The sequence below is a fragment of the Paenibacillus montaniterrae genome (assembly GCF_018403185.1).
GTDB lineage: Bacteria > Bacillota > Bacilli > Paenibacillales > Paenibacillaceae > Pristimantibacillus > Pristimantibacillus montaniterrae.
This window is the reverse complement of sequence record NZ_BOSE01000008.1, coordinates 33,626-52,798: the sequence shown is the minus strand read 5'-3', so window position 1 is coordinate 52,798 and position 19,173 is coordinate 33,626. Positions and strand designations below refer to the sequence as shown.

The window sequence follows — 19,173 nt, the reverse complement described above, 5'->3', positions numbered from 1 at the left end:
AATGGCCTTGCAGCTGAAGGCCATTTTTTTGCGGCCGCAAGGCATTAGCGGCTTGCTTGCCCTAGATGCTGATGCACGAAGGAAATCGCCTTTTGCTCCTGCGCACGCTCCACCACATGACCGGAGAACGGGTAAATTTCCAGCTGCTTTTGCGGTGAGGCGATCTGCTTGAAAAACGGGAAAATTTGCTCAGGCGTGCATACAGTATCCTTCAAGCCAACGCTCATCAGCACAGGCATTTTGATGCGCTCTGCCATATGCAGCAGGTCAAAGTAGCTTAAATTGCCAAGCACCTGATCGAGCAGCTCAGGGCTTCTTCTGCAAAACTCTGCGACCTCGGTTAATGATCCAGTCGAGTGCATCACTCCGTAGTCGATATGGCACATATTGGGGATGTCGGCTACCAGCAGAGCAATGTCACGGTCTTGCGCAGCAAGCAGCGAAGCTAGCCCTCCGCCTTGACTGGCGCCGATAACTCCAATTCGCGCAGCGTCAATTTCCGGCTGCGCTTTGAGCCAGTGAAGCCCACGCAGCATATCAACAGCGACTGCTTTATAGTAGCAGCGCTCCAGCTCCAGCAGCCCTTCTGTAATCCACCCTCGCGTCATCCCGTGACTGCTGCCAAGCGAATTGCCCGTCTCGCGTCCTTGTCCGCGTACATCAATCGACATGACCGCTACGCCCATTAGCAGCCAATGGGCATGCTGATAGCTGTTGCTTCGTTCGCTGGTGTAGCCTGGCAGCGAGATCAAGCATGGATAATGCTGTTCGTCTGCCCGGTTTGCAGGGATGGACAGCGTCGCATGAATGCTTGTGCCGGCAAAGCCCTCATACACAACCTCATAGCTTGCGACCCCCTGCATAAGTGTAGCAGCTGGCTTGCGAATTGCATCAAAGCTCTCCGCCAGCGCTTCTTGTCTTATTTGCTCCCAATATGCTTCAAAGCCGTCAGGCTTAACGAGCTGCGGCTCATACTGCCTAAGCTCAACGATTCGCTTTTCAATTGCATGCATCGCATTTATCTCCTTATATATAAAAAGGTAGTACGCTCTAAAAGGCTAAGCGTTAAGTAGTATCCCCTACAATAATACATCGTTTTGGCGCTTGTTAAAACATTGAGTGTTTGCTTAATAGGCGCTTTTAAGCTGACTATTTTTTAAGTTGACTCGATTTTAAGGTTTGTTGCTATAATAGACGATAATTAGCAGTTAAGCCTCAAAATAAAATAAGGGGGGATTTAATGCGTACCAGAAAGCAATTGAAGAAGCTGTTGCATTTACTAATTCCTCGAAAAACAAGAACAAAATTTTTTGTTACGTTAGTGCTTGTTTCCTTGCCTCCTCTCTTAATATTAGGATATTTTTCTTACGGCATCGCCAAGGATCGCCTCGTTACCTACAATACGCAAACGAATGAAACGCAGCTTGCCACTTCTAATGAGGTCGCCGACTTGCTGTTTCGCAACATTTTAAGCTTGCATCGCTACATCGTATATAACCATTCAGTTAGAGATGTGCTGTACGAAATTACCGAAGAAGCTGGCAACACCTCTGAACAACCCGTCGATTATCGAAACAGACTTATTAACCTATTATCTCAAATTATCCATGAAAACTCGGTAGACATTCGCTTTATCAATTCTTTATGCGTACTCGATCTTCAGTATACGGCATATTGCTTTGGCAAAACGGATGATGCAGGAATCTATGAGGGAGAGCTGAAGAAAGAGAGAATTGAAGCGAGCGATTGGTATCAAAAGGTGCAGCAAGCTCAAGGAGGCGTCGTTTATTTTAGTCAAAATGTGCTTGGAGATAATGAAAATTCCTTTTCCAGCGTCAGATTATATCGCGATTCCAGCACGATAGACGGCAACGTCATCGGAATGCTCATTATTAATGTCTCCAAATCGATGTTCCAGCCAGTCTTTAACTCGGACAAGGAAAATGGTCACTACATGGCTGTAGATTTCAATGCCGAGCCGCCACAAATTATATATGTTGATCATGACGACGCTTTGCCGGAAATCGATCTGCAAAGCTTGGAAGCGCTTAAAAGCTCATTGACAAAGCAGGGCTATTTAATGAGCGAGCATTTTAATCGGGTGACAGGCTGGAGCTTTATGCACATTATTAAGCGAGAGGAGCTGCTGCGTGATTCGCAGCGGATTGGCAGTGCGACCGCGTTGCTTGCGACGGCTATCGCGTTGCTGGCGCTAATTGTTTCGTTTATTGTATCCGGATCGATAACAAGGCCGTTGCTGCGGCTTAAAAAGATGATGATGGACTGGAAGCAAGGAATCCCGATTACAGGTGATACTTTGTTTCAGGATGATGAGATCGGCTCACTTGGCAAAACCTTTTCCTCCATTGTCAAGGAAAATCAAAACTTGTCTGACAAGCTGGTCAGGTCGAAATTGAAGGAAAGGGAAGCAGAGCTCAGAGCACTGCAGGAGCAAATCAAGCCGCATTTTTTATACAATACGCTCGATGCCATTTATTTAATGGCGCGCATGAAAAAGACAGATGAGGTAGCCCAAATGGCGTTGTCTTTATCTGAAAGCTTTAAGCTGAGTCTTAATAAAGGCAAGGAGACAATCCCGATTTTCCGGGAGCTTCAGCATATTGAGCATTACATGAATATTCAAAATATACGCTATAACAATCGGTTCAGCTATCATGTTGAGGTTGATCCGCAAATTATGAGCATTCATATCTTAAAGCTGGTGCTGCAGCCGCTTGTAGAAAATGCGATTTATCATGGCCTGGAGCCAAAGCTTGGCACGGGTCATATTTGGCTGGAGGGGAAAATGATCGGACATGAGCTATATTTTAAAATTAAAGACAACGGGGTTGGCATGAGCAATATACAAGCGACAGAGCGCGGCTACGGTGTCAACAATGTAAAAGAAAGATTGAAGCTGTACTATGGCAACTCCTCAAGGTTTGTCATTGCAAGCGAGGTTGGCGTGGGCACAACGATTGAATTATATATTATTCCATTTCCAGCAGAGGAGCGTGCAGAAGAATGAAGGTAGTGCTGTGCGATGATGAATACATTGTAGTCGAAGCGTTGAAGGTGTTGGTTGACTGGCAAAGCCTTGGAATGGAGCTGATCGGTACGGCGCAGGATGGCGTGCAGGCTCTTTCCCTGGTGCGTGAGCATAAGCCGGATATTGTATTGTCTGATATTCGGATGCCTGGACTTGATGGCTTGCAATTAATCGAAATCATTAAGGAGGAGCTGCCGAGTACCGCTTGCGTCATTTTTAGCGGTTTTAACGATTATCATTATGTAAAGCAGGCGATTCAGATTGGAGTAATTGACTACTTGGAAAAGCCGATAACCGAAGCAGCGATAGAAAAGGCGCTGCAAAAAGTTAAAGCAGCGCTGTTGCAGCAACAGCAGCTCAGCCTGCTAAACCAGCAGCTCGCAGCGAATCATCAAGAGTTTATCGTCATGCGTCTGAAGGAGTTTCTGCTCATGCAACAGGAGTGGGATGAGTCGATCGAGATCGAGCAGGGGATGCCGGTGACGAGCTATGCAGAGTTTACAATTTGCGTCAGTGATACACCGTTCAAGCAGGAGCTTTTTCAGGATGTGCTGCTATATTCTTTTACGCATCACAGCTATGCCATTAATGTGCTGATTTCCAAAGATAAGCAGGCAGAACGTTTAATAGAATGGCTGGCGATCAGCAATATAACCGATCAATATATTGGAATTGGCGCAACTTATACAGAATGGGCAGGCTTAAGAAGCAGTTTGGAAGAAGCGATGCTAGCTTATGAAACAAGCAGTCGGCTGCAGCGAGAGCGCATTATGTCTATTCAAGAAATAAGCAGCATCAACAATAGCGAGAGTACAAAGCTTGAAATGAATGAGCTGATTTCGCTGCGCTCACAGCTGTTAAAAGCGATTGTCGAAGGAAATGCAGCACAATTTAAACATTTGAATAAAGGCTTTATTGCGTTTTGTGAGCAAACGAGGCTGAACTATTCATTTATTGAAAATGAGATTTTGTTTATTTTGCTCGCACTCTCCAAAAGCAGTATAGCTTCAGCCCGTTCTGCTTTACTAGGCGGCGCTTCGTTTCACGGCTTTGGCAATATGGTTCATAGCTTGAGCATTACGCAGCTGCTGGACTGGTATAAGCAGCAAATTGATGAGCTTTCCTCCGATCAGGAGGAACCGACTGAGCCGATACCAGGCAGCATTGCTCGAGCACTTGACTATATCGCGCAAAATTGCGATAAGGATTTAACGCTGCAGGAAGTTGCTGGCCAGGTTGGTCTGCATCCGGCATACTTCAGCATGCTATTTAAAGAAGTGACGGGTGAAAATTTTGTCAAGTATCGCACGAAATGCAAAATCGATTATGCGAAAAAGCTGCTGAGCGAAGGGAAAAACGTAAGCGATGTATGCGAGCAGGTAGGCTTCTTAACCTACCGCCATTTCTCATCCGTATTCAAGCAGTATACTGGACAATCTCCGGGCAAATATAAAGAGCAGCAGTTTACTGGTCTACATTAAAGTACGTGTTCAATATCCCCTTAAAAAAGTGTACACCGATCTATAAATTTTGCAGATATATGCTCCTGACAACTCCCGTTTATAATGAAGCTGTAACCAAAACAAATAAGGGGGAACAAGCATGAAAAAGGCAGCCTTAATGCTGCTTGCAATTGCACTGATCGCTAGTGTGCTTGCAGCCTGCAGCGGTTCATCTAACAATGGAGTGTCAAACTCGGATTCCAACAGCTCAACGACGAACAACGGGAATACTGGCAATCCGAGAGATAAAGTGACACTGAGCTTGCTCGTTGATAACAATCCGGATTCCATTGCAACAGCTGAAAAGCTGGTCGAGGAATTTCAGAAAAAATATGACTACATTACCGTTGAAACCGATATTCGGCCAGGCGGCAGTGAGGGAGACAACATTGTGAAGACACGTCTGGCGACCGGCGATATGACCGATGTATTTTTCTACAATTCCGGTTCATTATTGCAAGCGCTTAATCCGGACACAAATCTTTTGGATCTTACGAATGAACCGTTTATGAGCAATGTTATGGATTCGTTCAAATCAACGGTAACGCAAAATGGCAAAGTTTTTGGTGTACCAACCGGCTCGTCTATGGCGGGTGGCTGGCTTTACAACAAAAAGGTTTATGAGCAGCACAATCTTCAGGTTCCAAAAACATGGGAAGAGCTGATGAGTAATCTGAAGGCGCTGGAGGGTACAGATGTAGCGCCGATTATCGGCAGCTACAAGGATACGTGGACGTCCCAGCTGCTGGTGCTAGCCGATTACTATAACGTACAGCTTGCAGATCCAAGCTTTGCTGACGATTACACGCATAATAAAGCAAAATACGCCAGCAATCCGGCGGCATTGCGCAGCTTTGAAAAGCTCGAGGAAACGGTTGGCTTAATGAATAAAGATTACCTGGCCACAACCTATGATGCTGGCTTGCGCAAGCTGGCAGAGGGTGAAGGCGCGCACTACCCGATGCTGAGCTTTGCGATCTCAGCCATGCAGCAAAACATGCCGGAAGCGATTGAAGATATCGGATTTTTTGCACAGCCTGGCGAGTCGGCGGATACGCATGGCTTGACCGTGTGGATGCCGGGCGGAGCGTATATTTACAAAAACTCTCCACGTATTGAAGAAGCGAAATTATTTTTGGAATTTATCGCATCTGTAGACGGAGTAAAAGCTATGTCTGAGGTGGCTGCTCCGATCGGACCATATTTGATTGTTGGCGCAGATATGCCGGATTCCGTGCCACAGGTAGTAAAGGATATCCTTCCATATTTTGAAAATGGCAACAACGCAGCAGCATTGGAATTTGTTTCCCCAGTTAAGGGACCTAGCCTTGAGCAAATTACGGTCGAGGTCGGCTCTGGTCAAAAGACAGCACTAGAGGGTGCGGAGCTCTATGATAGGGATGTGGAGAAGCAGGCACAGCAATTAGGACTAGAAGGCTGGTAAAGGAAGAAGAGGTTCAAAAATACGACTTTGATGACGATGCGGTTTCTTTGTAGCGTATTCGACGGCGAATATGTCACGCTACCGAAAGCTGCGGTGCTCACGTAGTTATCGCCTACGCTGCGCTCCTCGCTTTCTAGTATCGTGCCATCTTCTTGGTCCTGAAAGCCGAATTTTTGAACTTCCATTGGAAGAGGAGGTTCAAAAATACGACTTTGATGACGATGCTGGGCGCTGTAGTGAAATCGACGGCGAATATGTCACGCTACCGAAAGCTGCGGTGCTCACGTAGTTTTTGTCTACGCTGCGCTCCTCGCTTTCTAGTATCGTGCCATCTTCTTGGAGCTGCTCTCAAAAAAAAAGCTACAGCGGAGGAGCAAAGCATCCGAAAAACGCAGTGGGTCGCCTTTAACATCGTAATGCAACCTTAAAATATAATAAGAACATTACGATTTAAAAAGCGACTGGAGGATGCTTTGCTCCGGAGCGCTGACGGGGTGAGTTTATGACTAAGGTGTTTAGAAGGATTTATTCTTACAAGTTTTTACTGCCTGCGGCGATTGTTTATATTGTTATTTTCATCGTTCCTACTTTGATGTCTTTTTTCTTTAGCTTAACGAGATGGAATTTATCGACTTATGAATTTATTGGTCTAAAAAATTTTCAAATGTTTTTTAGCGAGCCTTCGTTGCTGATTGGCTTTAAGAATACGGCAATTTATGCTGTTGTGACCAGTGGCTTGAAGGTAGTGCTGGGTTTATTGCTAGGCGTATTTCTTACGTTAGGCTTGAGGCTGACCGGCTATTTGCGTTCGGTTGTGTTTTTCCCGACCTTGGTCAGTACGATTGCAGTCGGCATTACGTTCACGGTTATGATGCATCCAACGGAAGGCATTATTAATATGGGGCTGCAAATGCTTGGTATTGATGGGCCCGATTGGCTGGGAGATCGCAAGCTGGCGCTGCTTTCTGTTGCTTTCGTTGATGTGTGGAAGGGTGTTGGCTTTGCTACGGTCATTTATATTGCCGGTATTTTATCGATCCCGCAGGAGTATTATGAAGCGTTGCAAATTGATGGCGGCAATAGCTGGAATAAATTTTGGAGCATTATCGTTCCGCTCAGCCGCCCAGCGACAAACTCGGTTATCATTCTTTCGTTTATTGGCGGCTTGCGTTCCTTTGATTTGATCTGGGCAATGACGAAGGGCGGACCGGGCTTTGCCACAGATGTCATCGCTTCAATCATTTATAAGCAGTATCAAGGCGGATTTTATGGGCTGGCAACAGCAGGCAATGTCATCCTGTTTATTTTTGTAACGCTGCTCGTATATCCGTTATCGCGTTACTTGACGAAAAATGAGGTGGATCTATGAGCAAGCGTGTGCAGCGATTTGCAATGGAATTTATCGCATTGATAGCCAGTATCGTCATCTTCTGGATACCGCTTTATTTTGTCATCATTACTGCCATGAAATCACCGCGAGAAGCATCGTTAATGGATTTGGCGCTGCCGCAAGTAAACTTGCTGTGGGAAAATATTAAGGAGGTATTTGTATACAGAGACTATATGCTGGTACGCGCCTTCTATAATAGTACGGTGCTTACGCTGGCTTCAATCGCGCTGCTGGTGATCGTTTCTGCGATGGCGGCATTTGTGATGCAGCGTCGAACAGATCGATTTACGCCGTGGCTGAGCCTGCTGGTGCTAATGGGGCTTATTATACCACCCGCGATTGTACCGACGATATGGGTGCTGGATGGGCTTCAGTTATTTAAAACGCTGCCAGGCTTAATACTGGTTGAAGTGGCGCTCGGCTTTCCATTTTGCGCAATGCTGTATCGCGGGTTTGTCGCCTCGATTCCGAAGGAAATTGATGAAGCGGCCATTATGGACGGCTATAGCGGCTTTAAGCTGTTTTTCAAAATTATAATGCCATTGCTGCAGCCTGTTACGGCTACGGTTATCGTTGTGCAGGCAGTGACGATCTTCAACGATTTTACGAACCCGCTTTATTTTCTGCCGGGCGTCAAAAACGTTACGGTGCAGCTGACGCTTTATAATTTTACGAGCCAATTTGTCTCGCAATACAATCTGTTGTTCTCCAACATATTGCTGATTACGATTCCACCGCTTATATTATTTATTTTCTTCAATAAACGAATTGTGGCGGGCATGACAGCAGGTGCGGTAAAAGGTTAGCCAGCACGTAATCTCCGGCCCCTTTAAAATGAATAGAGGAGTGGACGGTAGCCAGCATACTCGCTGGCTTACTTGCCACTCCTTCATCTATTGCAAGGCTATAGCGATTATTCCAGCGTATAGCCTTCTTGCGGTGTCTTGTGAATAAATGCGCCGTCTACATAATCAGCCAAGTATCGCTTGCCGAACATCAAATCATACTGCAGCTTGCGGTAATCATCCACCAATGACTTGGAGTGCTCAGGCACTTTGGCATACAACTGGCTCTGCGCATCAACATAGAGCGGTCCTGTCATGGCGGGAAGCTGCTTTGCCAGCTTGGAGCCAAGCGCAAATTGTGCGGGCTTGTCCATATGCAGCTCATCCAGGATGACGGACCCGAGGAAGGCGTAGCTCAATGCGGGATACGATTGTTTTTCCATTGGAATGTTTGACCAGGTGACGAATGGAATGCTTCGCATCCGCTGCCATTCCTCAAGCGACCAGTCCCATGCGCTAGAGCTGGAAATAAGCCCCCCTTGCAGATAGACTGAGTATTCCTCGCCCAGCATCGGCAAATGGTCGCCGTAGAAAATAATTACAGTCGGTTCGCCTGATTGCTCAAAATGCGCAATTAAATCTCCCAGCGCTTTATCGGCATCGCGCACACCTTGAGTATAGGTTTGCAAAATCTGAGCCGCATCCTCTGTCAGTTCCCCCGAAACCTGCACCTCATGCTCTTGATAGCGCGGTTTGCTGTACGGTCCGTGATTTTGCATCGTAACAGCATAAATAAACATCGGTCTGTCGGAAGCTGAAACCTCCTCGATAATGCTCTTTGTCACTTCCTCATCTGAAATATAAGCGCCTTTGAACTGAGGATTATCAAAGCCTGTCTTGCTCTTGAAGCGCTCAAAGCCAAACGATTTGTACACCCGATTGCGACTCCAAAACCAGCCGTCGTACGGATGAATCCCCATGCTGTAATAGCCTTGATCTTCAAAATAGGAGGCCAGTGTCGGCAGTGAATCGCCAACATGCTGCTGATAAGGCACTGCCCCTTGCGGCAGCAAACTCATCGACAGACCGGTCAGCACCTCAAACTCGACATTGCTTGTCCCGCCGCCGAACTGCGGCGACAGCAGATACCCTGACGTAAACTGCTGCTGCAAACCTCGTACAGTCGGAATCGGGTCCTCACTGAAGGACACATTCGGCAGCAGCGTCGGGTCCCAGAAGGCTTCATTCATAATGAAAATAACATTCGGCTTAACTGCGGCCTCGCTACCAGCTGCAGAATTGTCCTGCCCATCGTTAGCCGACTGAGCGCTAGCCTGTTGAATGGCGACTATACTTTCCGCAATTCGGGCAAGCTCCTCCTTGCTGTAGCCCTCGGGCCGTTCAATAATTGTATGCTTTACATTCATGACGAAAGCAGCTGCCAGCCCGTTATCGGTGTAGTTTTTGTTCTGATTCCAGACGGTTTCCTTATAACCAAGCTCCTTGGCCAGCTTGCCAGCCCATGGTGACTGCACGCTTGCCGCGTACAGCACATATATGGACAACAGGCCAAGCCCAAGCCGCGCCAGCAGCGGCAGCGAAAGCTTTGGCACAACGATGCGCAGCAGAAATATGCAGGCGATACACAGTAATATGACCAGCAGCTTGAAGGCCGTCGAGAAGCTGGAGATGTAAGAGAAAATATTAAGCCCCTCTTTTCTCAGCATCAAATCCCAAGGGAAGAACGGCTCTCCAATGAGCGAGGACTTGAAATAGCTGGTCAAGGCAGCCAGTGCCAATAGCAAAGCCGATAGGCCAGCAGCAAACACAAATCGACCGACAAGCGCATAGATCAAAACAAAAACACTCAAATAAATACCATAATTGAACATCGAGATGGTGGCGTTCTTCAGCATCCATCCAAACGCGTTGGTCAGAGAGCCGCGCTGCAGCGACTCCGTCCACAGCATTAAGCCAAGCGGCAGCAGCAGCGTCAAGCCTGTTATTATACTGTATTTTCGCCGCGGACTCCCCTCTAAAATTCGCTGTAACCCCGCTCGCCAGGCATTGATGCGTGCTTTAAATATCATTGCTCATCACCTGCCTTGTATCGGTTCCTGAGGTAGAGGGAGCACTTGATCCGTACTCCGAATAGTTTGCATAATTTCTCAGCACATCATCAATAATCAAATACACTTCTCCGTTCGTCAGGGATGTCCAATCATCGATGGCAGCCAATGTTTCACCGGCAAGCCATTTTTGATCAACAAAATGCTCCACTGTTCCTTTGTGCTGATCCAATCCCATCGAAGCAGACAAAATATGAATGGCGCGTTCCATAGATAGCGGAATGCTCTTCATCTCCTCTTCAGTAAGGTCCTGCATGCTCGCAGCAGCGTTTCCGGTAAATTTGTCAGGCACAGCCTTTCTTAATTTAGGAATATGACCGGCAAAGCGCATAGGGTTCGATGGCTCGTCCAGCTTGAAGCCCTCATTATTATAACCACCTGTCGTAATTAGCAAGCCTATAGCTGTCAGCAACCCGCGCGTCGCTTTATGCTTCAGATAGTAAGGAGTCGAAAGCTTGTTCATTTTCAGATCAACGCCTTGCTCTGTTAGCAGGCTGCGCAGTTTGTCCATATACTCCTGTGATTTCGACATTTCTCGTACAGTGACTCCGTCCTGGATCGACATCGCCGCCGCAGCTCCCGCCGCTTGGCCTGTCGCCATTCCGAGTGGCACAACCCGTGCACTGCCATGGGCCATCGATTGAAAGCTTGCGGAACGGCCCACAACAAGCAAATCATCAACCTTCAATGGAACAAGCGAGCGGAACGGCACGCCGTACTGCATCGGCTTCATCAGAACGTATCCGGCATCCTTGCTGCCCGTACTGTGCAGATCGACCTGGTAGGAGCCATAAGCAATAGCATCATAATGATCGCGATTTTCCATCAGATCACGGATCGAAAGAACATATTCGCCTACAATATGGCGGCTTTCCCGAACGTACAGTTCTTCTGCTACACCTGCATATTCCACTGCTTCGAATTCTTTAACAGTTTGTTTCATATAGTCAATAAAGCGCGGTGCTTCTTGTTTGCCAATCTCATAGCCTTCTTTACGCGAATTCGGATCAAGCGGGTCAACACCGAACACCATCATCGCATTAATTAGTGCTGTGCCATCAGCCTGTCGGCCGATGTTGAGTGATCTTACGCGCACCCGATCCGGGTCAGAAGCAACATATTCGGCTGCTTCGGGAAACCCCCAAATGGTTGTCCCGAACTGACCGCTGCCCTTGCGCTTGCCGAAGGCGTTCCAAACTTCATCGGTAATGCCTTTAATTTTAATAACGAGTGTTACAGCCGTTTTTGCTTCTTTATCGCCCAAATCCTCACGACCTGTCATATATGGCGCTCCAGCTGCTGCAGCAATATCGGCGTCCTGCGTAGCGTCGATCACGATCTTGGCCCGAATGCGAGTTTTACTGTTGTCCTGGCCGACAACGTCAAGACCGCTCACCTTTAACATCGAGTCGTTAGCTTCAACCACTGGTTGCATCTCGGAAACGTTCATCATCAGATCAATATTTGGTTCGTCCTTCACCATCTTGAAGAACACATTCGCCGCTGTTTGCGTATCGAAAGAAGTGCCTTCGAGCTGATCGAACCATTCGCGGAACAATCCTTCATTGAGAAATTTCAGTTTATTGGAAAACGACGGTTGTGACGGCGAATTATTAAGATCAAGCGTATTTAAACCTCCCAAGGTAAACAAGCCGCCCAATCGGTCGCGGTCGCGCCCATCAATCAGCAGCACCTTCATGCCGTTACGGGCTGCCGAGATGGCAGCCATCACGCCTTCCGGGTCGGTTCCGGCAACAATCACATCATACTCTTCTTTTTCTACCTTCGTATATTGGCCAACGTCCATTGATTCCGGCTGATTATTGCTCTTGTCCTCAGACTTGTCATTGATGACTAGTATAATTGCAACAATAGTGATAATTAAGAATATAGATAACAGTCCCAGTCCAAGCTTTGTTTTCATCGATAACAGCTCTCCTTCAATTGTTTGCATGAGTCCAATTGTAGAGAGCTGTGTTTAATTGCTACTGTCAGATCGCTGTATAGCGGCTGAATAAATGCTTAACATTTGCTTAAGAACTAGATGAGAAAACTTCAGCTTTTGTCAGGGCGTATCTAAGAGCTCCGAGGACACTAAGCGTGTTTTCAGATACGTCCTAGTGAATCGAGGTTAAATAAGCAGCGTATTTCTCAGCTTTAATATCAAGCTCCTGCTCATTTAGCTGCATCGCATTAAATACGATAAATATCGGCAGAAAGCGCACGCCTATAATGCTGGCTGTTACCTCAAATGGACGCAGCAGCTGCTCAAGCGAATAAAGATTGTAGCCCTGTGGACTATAGGTTTCATTGGAGCCGCCGGCGGTTACAGCCAGTCCCCATTCCTTGCCGTGCAGCTTATTGCCTCCTTCGCCATATGCCCAGCCATACGTCAGAACGTCGTCCAGCCATTGCTTAAGCAGACTCGGACAGCTGTACCACCAGATTGGAAATTGCAATATAATTCGGTCATGTTCAAGCAGCAGTTGCTGCTCATGCGCTGCATTTAGCGTGGTGCCGCTGTACGCAGCATATAAATCATGTACAGTTGTTGCGTTCCTTGCCGCTGTCTGCGCCAGCTTTTGATTGGCACGAGAGCTGGTGTGCAGAGCTGGATGTGCGACAATAACTAAAGTTTTTAGCTTAATGTGATCGGATTGATGATTCATCATACGGTTCTCTCCTTTATTGTTGAATGATAGTCGCTTTTTCTTGCAGTAAATATATCAAACGAATATGAAAAACTTTGTGATAATAATCACATACTTTAAAGCCCTTCCATACGTACAATACAAATAATCAATTATGTGAATTGATTCACAAAAACACGATGAGAGACATGGGGAGGAAGATTGTTATGAAAAGAATAGGAAGGTTGTTGTTGTCACTATTGCTAGTAGCGGTTGTAGCTGCTGGCTGCGGTGGGGAGGCGAAGCCAACAGAATCAGAGAAGCCTGTAAATTCGACCGCGCCACAATCCGCTGACGGTTATGCCGATGGCTCTTACTATGCTGAGGGCGCTGCTGAAGGAGATTCAGACTGGCAAGAGGTAGTGGCTTTGCAGGTTGAAGCGGGTAAGATTGTCGCAGTAAACTGGAATGCGCTTAATAAAAATGGCGGACTTGATAAAAAAGCTTTATCCAAAGCAGGCGGATACGGCATGAAGGAGAAAGGAAATGCTGCAGCTGAATGGCATGAGCAAGCAGAAAAGCTCGAACAGTTTTTAATTGAGAAGCAGGATCCAGCAGCTGTTATTGTTAACGATGACGGCAAAACCGATGCGGTGTCTGGTGTTTCCATTACTGCGAGCGGATTTGCCCAATTGGCTGATGCTGCCCTGAAAGCAGGACCAGTCGAACGCGGAATTTATAAGGATGGCAGCTATTATGCAGAAGCAGACAGCTTTGACGAAAATTCCGGCTGGAAGGAAACTGTAAGCCTCACAGTAATGAACGGCAACATCGTAGCAGCAAGCTGGAATGGCGTGCATAAGGACAGAGGCACCGACAAGGTGACTCGCTCCAAATCAGGTGAATATGGCATGAAGGAAAAAGGAAACGCCGTAGCCGAATGGCATGAGCAAGCCTATAAAGCCGAGCAGTTTTTGATCGAGAAGCAGGATCCGGCAGCCATTGCACTAGGTGATGACGGCAGCACCGATGCAATTTCCGGCGTATCTATCCATGTCAATGGATTTGTCGAGCTGGCGGCCAAAGCGCTCGCCGGCGCCAAATAAAAGGCCTAAAAACAAAATGCGACATAAGGAGAGACGGATATGAAGCAAATTATCGTTTTGGGCGGCGGTTATGGCGGAGTGCTGACAGCCAAAAAGCTGGCTAACAAGCTTCGCAAAAATAAAGATGTTCGCATCACGTTAATTGATCGAAAGCCGTATCATACGTTATTAACAGAGCTTCATGAGGTAGCCGCGAATCGAGTCGAGGAGGATTCCATTCGAATTGATTTGAAAAAGATTTTTTCTGGATTTCGCAATGTTGAAGTTGTGCTTGATCATATTGAGCTTATCGATTTTGAAGCGCAAAAGCTGACAGGACTGAGTCAAAGCTACAATTACGATTATTTAGTTATTGGCACGGGCAGCAAGCCGACCTTCTTCGGAATTAAAGGCGCGCAAGAGCATGCTTTTTCACTTTGGTCCTATGAGGATGCAGTCAAGCTGAAGGAGCATGCACTCCACATGTTTCGTGAGGCTGTAAAGCAGCCAGATCCGCAAGTTCGTCAAGAAATGCTTACATTTGTTGTAGTAGGCGGCGGTTTTACAGGCGTCGAAATGATCGGTGAATTGGCTGAGTATACGCAGGAGCTTTGCAAGCAGTTTTATGTTGATCCGGCAGAGGTTTCGTTGCATGTCGCCGATATGGTCGATACAATTTTGCCTATTTTGCCGAAAAAGCTGATTGAGAAAGCAGAAAGACGATTGCATAAGCTCGGCGTCAACATCATAACCGGTGCAAAAATTACCGAGGTTGCCGAAAATGGCGTTATGGTGGGAGACAGCTTTATTTCTTCGCGAACAGTAATATGGACTGCCGGCGTTGAAGGCTCCGATCTTGTCGGGGAGCTTGATGTTGAAAAGCAAGGGCGTCAACGCATCGTTACCAATGATAAGCTGCAGGTGCCCGAGCATACAAATGTGTACGTGGTCGGAGACAACATTTTCTATATTCCTGAAGGCAGCGAGCGTCCAGTACCGCAAATGGTGGAAAACGCTGAGCTTGCCGCACCGATTATAGCTCACAACATAGCAGCTGAATTTACGAGTTTGCCGAAAAAATCGTATAAGCCCACCTTTCATGGCACGATGGTTTGTATTGGCAGCAAATATGGCGTTGCCAGTGTTGGCACCCCGAAAAAAATGTATTCGTTGAGCGGATTTCCGGCTATGGGGATAAAGCATCTTATTAATATGCTTTATTTGTTCCAGGTGTGCGGTTTTAATAAGGTTTACCATTATATATTGCACGAGTTCTTAAATGTGAAAAACAATCGCAGCTTTGTAGGCGGTCACTTCGCCAAGCGCTCACCAAACTTCTGGCTTGTGCCGCTTCGAATATTTGCAGGCTGGATGTGGTTCAAGCAAGGCTTTGATAAAATGGGGAAAATTTTAGATGATCCCGGAGCGATGTTTTTAATACCAGCCAAAGCAGTAGACGGCACCTCAGGCGCTTCAGTAGCCGATACAGCCGATGCTGTATCAGCAGCCAGCAGCTACTCGTCAGAAGCACTGACTGCATTGCCAGTTCCGGACTTTATGAAAAGCATTGTTGACTGGTCGATGGACCTGATGTTTTATAGCTCGGATGGCGGTTATACCACATTAGCGTATATTTTCCAAACAGGCATGGTCGCAGCAGAGCTGCTAGTCGGCTTGCTGCTCATCGTTGGCTTGTTCACTGCACCAGCTGCAATTGTATCGTTGTGCATGGGCGTAATGGTTTGGGTATCCGGCATGGCGCCGAGCGAAATGCTATGGTACCTGGCTGCAAGCATTGCCTTGATTGGCGGATCTGGCAGCACGCTGGGGCTTGATTATTATGTGTATCCGCGACTTAAGAAATTTTGGAGGCGGTTGCCGCTCGTTAGGCGTTGGTATCTCTATACAGATTAACGGATAACGGAACTGAAAGCGTAATGCGACGATGGACATTACGCTTTCTTTGCATAAATTGGCTGAGGGGAGCTGTTGTCATGAATAACAATCTGTTGCAGGATGCACTCAATGTGGTGAACGAGCTGATTCATATGCAACTTCATATCGAGCTGGATGTGAAAGATCGCGCTTTGTACGAGCTGGCTGAGTTAATCGGCTCCTATCGTATGGCACGCTCTCGCAAAATAACGATTTTATCATGCTGCATGCTTATTTCGGTCGGCATACGCAAGCATCGCAAGCTGCAGCTTGGCGACAATGAGCGTCTGGCCCGTTCCATACTGGATGGAGATTATTTAATCGGCATGATATATCGTTTAGCTGTAAGCCGCAAGGAGCAAAAGCTGTTAGTCAAGCTGAGTCCGATTTATAAAAGGGCGCAGCTTAAAGCGATAGATGGCAGCGACGTTAAAGGAGTCGCGGCTGAGCTGAAGCGGGAAGTAAAAGATTATTTAGATCAATATAGCGCGTAGGGAGCGGTGAGCATGAACAAGCCATTGCATGAACAGCTCCATTTGTCTATGTCTGAAATTAATAAGCTGCTGCTGCATATCCTTCAATCTGACCATGAGCTGCAGCGGCCTTCTTTGCTTTATTCCAGTGTAGAGCGTTTGATTTTGGCGGGAGGCAAAAGGCTGCGTCCGATCATGGCGCTTGTAGGCGGAAGATTTGGTACGCCTGAGCGAGCTCACCTTGCGTGGAAGGCAGCGGGCGTGCTTGAATATTTGCATATGGCATCGCTTGTACATGATGACATTATAGATGATTCGCCCTTGCGCCGCGGCAAGCAAGCGCTGCATGCCGCAACGGACATTAACACCGCCGTCCATATCGGCAACTATATGCTGGCAAGAGCGCTGGAGTGGTCTACAGAGGGCGAGTCGATCGAAGAGGATTTTTACACGGGAACCGAGCTGGCTGCGCTGATTACCGAGCTTTGCGAAGGGGAATATGATCAGCTGCAGCACCGCTTTAATTTCAATCTTACACTCGAGCAATATTTAGAGAAAACAAAGCGAAAAACAGCATTGTTAATGGGCGCATGCATGTCGGCGGGCGCTAAAGCGGCTGGTGCTGATGAGGCAGTGGCGGACCAATTGTATCAATTCGGAGAAGCACTGGGCATCGCCTTTCAAATACAGGATGATCTGCTCGACTTTACGAGCAGCAGCGAGCAATTGGGCAAGCCATCGGCCGCAGATTTGCGCAGAGGCAACATAACACTGCCCGTCATTTACGCGCTTGAAGATGAGCGGATCAAGCCGCTGCTGCTTCAGCTTCATAGCGGCGCCAGCGAGGAGCAATTTGACGAAGCATTGGCAGCGATTCGCCACAGCGATGCACTTGATCGCAGCCGACAATTTGCTGAGCAGTACACGTTAAAGGCGAAGCGGATTATCGAGTATTTTGCAGGTCATCCTGGGGAGAGGGATTTGCAGGTGCTTGTAGCCTATTTTTTGAAATAAGGAAGCTCAAAAGCTCCGAAGTTGATGACGACGTAGTGCGTTGTAGCTTAATCGACATCGAATATGGGTATGTGTAGGTAATTCTAATGAAGCTGGATAACGTTAATTGGTCGGATGGCACCATTGGCAGCGCTAATGAAACTCTATATCGCTAATGCTTGGAATTTGCTTATTTTCTACAGAAAATCTCCAAATAAGACGTTACAGTTTCGTTAGAGTTTTAATTTGAACGAATTGCTTCAAATAGCGATCTCCAGTTTCGTTACAAATTGAAACGTAACATGACTCATCTACTCCTGCGCACTCCCCGTAACTTTCCAAAGACTGCTTCTGAAATTAAAACAGCGACAGTTTAAGGGAGAATAAAACCTTGGACTGTCGCTGTTTATATAGGGCGTGTATGACAGTGGCGCCTTTCCCCCTTCCAATAGAGGTTCAAAAGCTCGGCTTTCAGGACCAAGAAGCTTGGACGCTAGTTAGAAAATGAGGAGCGCAGCGTAGACAAAACTACGTGAGCACCGGAATTTTCGCTAGCGTTCAAGATTCGCCGTCGAATCCTCTACGAAGCGCCACATCGTCATCAAAGTCGGGTTTTTTGAACTACCTCTTCCAATAGAGGTTCAAAAGCTCGGCTTTCAGGACCAAGAAGCTTGGACGCTAGTTAGAAAATGAGGAGCGCAGCGTAGACCAAAACTACGTGAGCACCGGAATTTTCGCTAGCGTTCAAGATTCGCCGTCGAATAAGCTTCAAAGCACCTCATCGTCATCAAAGTCGAGCTTTTTGAACTACCTCTACAAGCTAGGCTAGCAGTGCTGCTGCAATCATCGCTACACCTGTCAACTGGTAAATCATAATTGTGCGCGCATTGGCTTGCAGAAATTGCGGCAGGTTGTCCAGGTTATGGGAAGCGATGCGTACAGCTTGCACAGCTATTGGGATAGTGATAAGACCAAGCAGCCAAAAGTAGTTGCCGCTGGCAAGCGCAACTGCTGCGATGCTAATGTAAGCTGCTGCGTAAAGCGCTGCATATACCTTCAAGCCTCTAGTTTTGCCAATCCGCACAAGCCAGTTTCGTTTGCCGCCCTTCATATCGGCCTCGTAATCGGGGTACTGGTTAATCCATAGCACGGCGATAATGAGAAAGGCTAATGGCAAGCCAATAAAGGCAGCGTTGGCGTCAAGCTCGCCAGTAAGCATGACATACATGCCCATCATCATAAGCGGACCAAATGTAAGGCCGACAGCGGCTTCCCCTAGTCCATTGTAATTGAATTTAAAGGGAGGAAGGCTGTAAAATACGGCAAGAAATCCGCCAAGCATGCCGATCCAGAATACATTCGACTCGCGAACGAGAGCGATGTACAAGCCAATGAAAAATGCCATTGCCAGCGTAATTAGCGCAATGATTGCTGTTTCCAGCATGGACAGCTTGCCATCGATAATCGTCTTTTTGCCCCCACTAAACGGATTTCGTTTGTCAGCTGTAACATATTGATCGACGCCAGTCCAATAATCAACGAACTCATTGACAGCGTTTTTGCCAATTTCAATCAAATAAATGCCAATCAGCGCAAGCAGCACCCAGCCCCAATCCACCGCCCTATCCTTGTTGTAAGCGAGCGCCGTAGCGATCAGCATAGGGATCGTCGAAGCAATCCAAATTTTAGGATCGGCAAGCTGCCAAAATCCGCTCCATAACCTTCCATTCAATTTCATACGGTTCATGTTGACCATCC

At 47.1% G+C, this 19,173-nt stretch carries 14 protein-coding genes; 9 read left to right on the top strand and 5 right to left on the bottom strand.

The window, feature by feature from the left end:
* Positions 1 to 44: 44 nt before the first annotated feature.
* Positions 45 to 1,013 (bottom strand): acetylxylan esterase, encoded by a 969-nt coding sequence (locus KJS52_RS19130; RefSeq protein ID WP_213518398.1) that lies wholly within the window; start codon positions 1,011 to 1,013, stop codon positions 45 to 47.
* Positions 1,014 to 1,240: 227 nt separating this feature from the next.
* Between KJS52_RS19130 and KJS52_RS19125 the strand changes: the two genes are divergently transcribed.
* The 5 genes from KJS52_RS19125 to KJS52_RS19105 all read left to right on the top strand — a co-directional run bounded on the left by KJS52_RS19125 (position 1,241) and on the right by KJS52_RS19105 (position 8,191).
* On the top strand, positions 1,241 to 3,028 hold the full coding sequence (locus tag KJS52_RS19125; protein WP_213518396.1) for a cache domain-containing sensor histidine kinase: 1,788 nt from the start codon (positions 1,241 to 1,243) through the stop codon (positions 3,026 to 3,028).
* The gene (locus KJS52_RS19120; protein ID WP_213518394.1) at positions 3,025 to 4,530 is read left to right on the top strand and encodes a response regulator transcription factor; all 1,506 of its coding nucleotides are present in this window, start codon (positions 3,025 to 3,027) and stop codon (positions 4,528 to 4,530) included. Before KJS52_RS19125 ends, KJS52_RS19120 begins: the two co-directional genes overlap by 4 nt.
* A gap of 121 nt (positions 4,531 to 4,651) precedes the next feature.
* The gene (locus KJS52_RS19115) at positions 4,652 to 5,995 is read left to right on the top strand and encodes an ABC transporter substrate-binding protein (protein WP_213518392.1); all 1,344 of its coding nucleotides are present in this window, start codon (positions 4,652 to 4,654) and stop codon (positions 5,993 to 5,995) included.
* 502 nt (positions 5,996 to 6,497) lie between these two features.
* The gene (locus KJS52_RS19110; RefSeq protein ID WP_213518390.1) at positions 6,498 to 7,364 is read left to right on the top strand and encodes a carbohydrate ABC transporter permease; all 867 of its coding nucleotides are present in this window, start codon (positions 6,498 to 6,500) and stop codon (positions 7,362 to 7,364) included.
* A complete protein-coding gene (locus KJS52_RS19105; protein ID WP_213518388.1) occupies positions 7,361 to 8,191 on the top strand; it encodes a carbohydrate ABC transporter permease in 831 nt (276 codons plus the stop codon). The genes KJS52_RS19110 and KJS52_RS19105 overlap by 4 nt, the downstream gene beginning before the upstream one ends.
* 107 nt (positions 8,192 to 8,298) lie before the next feature.
* On the opposite strand, the gene KJS52_RS19100 is transcribed toward KJS52_RS19105, so the two are convergent.
* From KJS52_RS19100 to KJS52_RS19090, 3 genes are all read right to left on the bottom strand, one after another.
* Entirely contained in the window at positions 8,299 to 10,260 is a 1,962-nt protein-coding gene (locus KJS52_RS19100; protein WP_213518386.1) for an LTA synthase family protein, read from the bottom strand.
* Positions 10,250 to 12,223, bottom strand: coding sequence for an FAD-dependent oxidoreductase (locus KJS52_RS19095; protein ID WP_213518384.1), 1,974 nt, complete (start codon positions 12,221 to 12,223; stop codon positions 10,250 to 10,252). The genes KJS52_RS19100 and KJS52_RS19095 overlap by 11 nt, the downstream gene beginning before the upstream one ends.
* A 193-nt stretch (positions 12,224 to 12,416) precedes the next feature.
* On the bottom strand, positions 12,417 to 12,971 hold the full coding sequence (locus KJS52_RS19090) for an NAD(P)H-dependent oxidoreductase (RefSeq protein WP_246563754.1): 555 nt from the start codon (positions 12,969 to 12,971) through the stop codon (positions 12,417 to 12,419).
* A gap of 185 nt (positions 12,972 to 13,156) precedes the next feature.
* Between KJS52_RS19090 and KJS52_RS19085 the strand changes: the two genes are divergently transcribed.
* The 4 genes from KJS52_RS19085 to KJS52_RS19070 all read left to right on the top strand — a co-directional run bounded on the left by KJS52_RS19085 (position 13,157) and on the right by KJS52_RS19070 (position 17,436).
* Positions 13,157 to 14,035 (top strand): FMN-binding protein, encoded by an 879-nt coding sequence (locus tag KJS52_RS19085; RefSeq protein WP_213518382.1) that lies wholly within the window; start codon positions 13,157 to 13,159, stop codon positions 14,033 to 14,035.
* A 39-nt stretch (positions 14,036 to 14,074) separates the two neighbouring features.
* A complete protein-coding gene (locus KJS52_RS19080; RefSeq protein ID WP_213518380.1) occupies positions 14,075 to 15,928 on the top strand; it encodes an NAD(P)/FAD-dependent oxidoreductase in 1,854 nt (617 codons plus the stop codon).
* An 80-nt stretch (positions 15,929 to 16,008) separates the two neighbouring features.
* A complete protein-coding gene (locus KJS52_RS19075; protein WP_213518377.1) occupies positions 16,009 to 16,443 on the top strand; it encodes a hypothetical protein in 435 nt (144 codons plus the stop codon).
* Between the two features lie 12 nt (positions 16,444 to 16,455).
* A complete protein-coding gene (locus tag KJS52_RS19070) occupies positions 16,456 to 17,436 on the top strand; it encodes a polyprenyl synthetase family protein (protein ID WP_213518375.1) in 981 nt (326 codons plus the stop codon).
* Positions 17,437 to 18,235: 799 nt separating this feature from the next.
* On the opposite strand, the gene KJS52_RS19065 is transcribed toward KJS52_RS19070, so the two are convergent.
* Complete coding sequence (locus KJS52_RS19065) at positions 18,236 to 19,162, bottom strand: prenyltransferase (RefSeq protein WP_246563752.1); 927 nt, start codon at positions 19,160 to 19,162, stop codon at positions 18,236 to 18,238.
* Positions 19,163 to 19,173: the final 11 nt, after the last annotated feature.

Coding starts and splice junctions, on each gene's coding strand:
- KJS52_RS19130 (WP_213518398.1), bottom strand. CDS start 1,013: ATGCATGCAATTGAAAAGCGAATCGTTGAGCTTAGGCAGTATGAGCCG.
- KJS52_RS19125 (WP_213518396.1), top strand. CDS start 1,241: ATGCGTACCAGAAAGCAATTGAAGAAGCTGTTGCATTTACTAATTCCT.
- KJS52_RS19120 (WP_213518394.1), top strand. CDS start 3,025: ATGAAGGTAGTGCTGTGCGATGATGAATACATTGTAGTCGAAGCGTTG.
- KJS52_RS19115 (WP_213518392.1), top strand. CDS start 4,652: ATGAAAAAGGCAGCCTTAATGCTGCTTGCAATTGCACTGATCGCTAGT.
- KJS52_RS19110 (WP_213518390.1), top strand. CDS start 6,498: ATGACTAAGGTGTTTAGAAGGATTTATTCTTACAAGTTTTTACTGCCT.
- KJS52_RS19105 (WP_213518388.1), top strand. CDS start 7,361: ATGAGCAAGCGTGTGCAGCGATTTGCAATGGAATTTATCGCATTGATA.
- KJS52_RS19100 (WP_213518386.1), bottom strand. CDS start 10,260: ATGATATTTAAAGCACGCATCAATGCCTGGCGAGCGGGGTTACAGCGA.
- KJS52_RS19095 (WP_213518384.1), bottom strand. CDS start 12,223: ATGAAAACAAAGCTTGGACTGGGACTGTTATCTATATTCTTAATTATC.
- KJS52_RS19090 (WP_246563754.1), bottom strand. CDS start 12,971: ATGATGAATCATCAATCCGATCACATTAAGCTAAAAACTTTAGTTATT.
- KJS52_RS19085 (WP_213518382.1), top strand. CDS start 13,157: ATGAAAAGAATAGGAAGGTTGTTGTTGTCACTATTGCTAGTAGCGGTT.
- KJS52_RS19080 (WP_213518380.1), top strand. CDS start 14,075: ATGAAGCAAATTATCGTTTTGGGCGGCGGTTATGGCGGAGTGCTGACA.
- KJS52_RS19075 (WP_213518377.1), top strand. CDS start 16,009: ATGAATAACAATCTGTTGCAGGATGCACTCAATGTGGTGAACGAGCTG.
- KJS52_RS19070 (WP_213518375.1), top strand. CDS start 16,456: ATGAACAAGCCATTGCATGAACAGCTCCATTTGTCTATGTCTGAAATT.
- KJS52_RS19065 (WP_246563752.1), bottom strand. CDS start 19,162: ATGAACCGTATGAAATTGAATGGAAGGTTATGGAGCGGATTTTGGCAG.